This is a genomic window from Candidatus Magnetominusculus xianensis (assembly GCA_001541255.1).
Lineage (GTDB): Bacteria > Nitrospirota > Thermodesulfovibrionia > Thermodesulfovibrionales > Magnetobacteriaceae > Magnetominusculus > Magnetominusculus xianensis.
Genome location: LNQR01000110.1, coordinates 1 through 1402 on the forward strand (window position 1 = coordinate 1; position 1402 = coordinate 1402).

The 1402-nt window shown below is 40.6% G+C and carries 1 protein-coding gene; it reads right to left on the reverse strand.

What is annotated here, in order from left to right; translation table 11 throughout:
- Positions 1-204: 204 nt before the first annotated feature.
- Positions 205-1402 (reverse strand): IS1380 family transposase (locus tag ASN18_RS14035; RefSeq protein ID WP_157073007.1); only part of this gene is annotated, 1198 nt, incomplete at its 5' end.

A 1402-nucleotide genomic window follows, 5' to 3' on the forward strand; every position in this document is an offset into this window, starting at 1 on the left:
CCCAAGCTCCGACATAGGAATTTGCACCTATCGCTATAAAGGGTTTTTGAGAGCATTATTTGTCATTTATAGTATTATCAACCCATGATTATATATCATAAACAACTAAATGCTTATCTTAAATACCTAATATTACATAATTATTACTTTTTTAAACATACCTCTCCCTATTTATGCCAGTGATTTATTATTTCATACTCTTTGTTAGCCATCCCATGCGAGGCTGAGTTCATAAATCTTTACCCTTATCTCTTCAAATACTGCCAGCTTCTTTATATCCACTGCCAGCTTTAAGATTACTTGCCCAGCATGGCTCACTATTCGCCCTGCTGCCTGTATCATCTTCCAACGAAATGTTTTTATTGTGTGTCTTGCCCACGAATCTGGACATGACAGTCTTTTAAACCCAATAAATAGATTGTATGCTATTACTCCTAACCTGAAAAATACCGCATTGGCATGTGTCTGACCACACGGCATACGCTCCATTCCAAAGCCGCTTTTTAACTCTTTGTTAAAATTCTCCGCGTCCCCTCTCTGATTATGCCACTTAATTACTTCATTTCCTGTCTTCTCTTCCTCTAACCAGTTTGTCGCTATTACATGATGATAATATTTACCCTCTTCAAATAAATCTGCCTGCTTACGCAGCTCTCTTTTTAATACCATCCGAAATGACTTGCCCGTCTTGTTCATGCAATGAACTGTTTCTGCTAGCTCATACCCACATCCTCTCTCTGGTTCGTTCCACATTGCCTCTTCTATCGAGTTTATAAGCGCTTTTACTGCTTTATCATGGGATGCAGTTATTCCCCACTTTACACCATCTTCCTCTAACCTGTTTATCAACTCCGCCTGATATGACGCGCTGTCTGCCCTGTATGCCTTTATCTTCTTTTCTCTTGGCATTCGCTTCTTACATTCTGTGTAAAAATCCTTCTGCCCATATGCGGGGGGTGTATTACCCTCTCTGAATTCGTCATATATGCACAGCTTCGTCTCATATAAAAATCCAAGCATTGGCATATATCCCTTATTGCCCTTGTACGTATAGTTCGCCTCATCCTTCTCAGCTATTATCTCCGTGGCGTCCGCATCTAACGTGTATTCTTTTATCCCATCTCTCTTTAGCAGCCTATGATTTATCTTTTCCCTCACCTTACCCAAACCTTTTAACCCTTCAGAATCCTTTCCCATTCGCCTTAACCAGACTCCAACTGCATCAGGACTTGGAATTCGCCTCTCGTCTATCAGTTTCATTAACCCTTCTTCATATTTCAATTCCCTTATATCCTCAAGACTTACTCCTCCGCTCTCAAGCATTAGTATCACTGGGTCCACAAATACCGATGGCTTGAACCCACGGTTACTCCGAGAATGCGGTAAGTATTTGTTTGCAAAT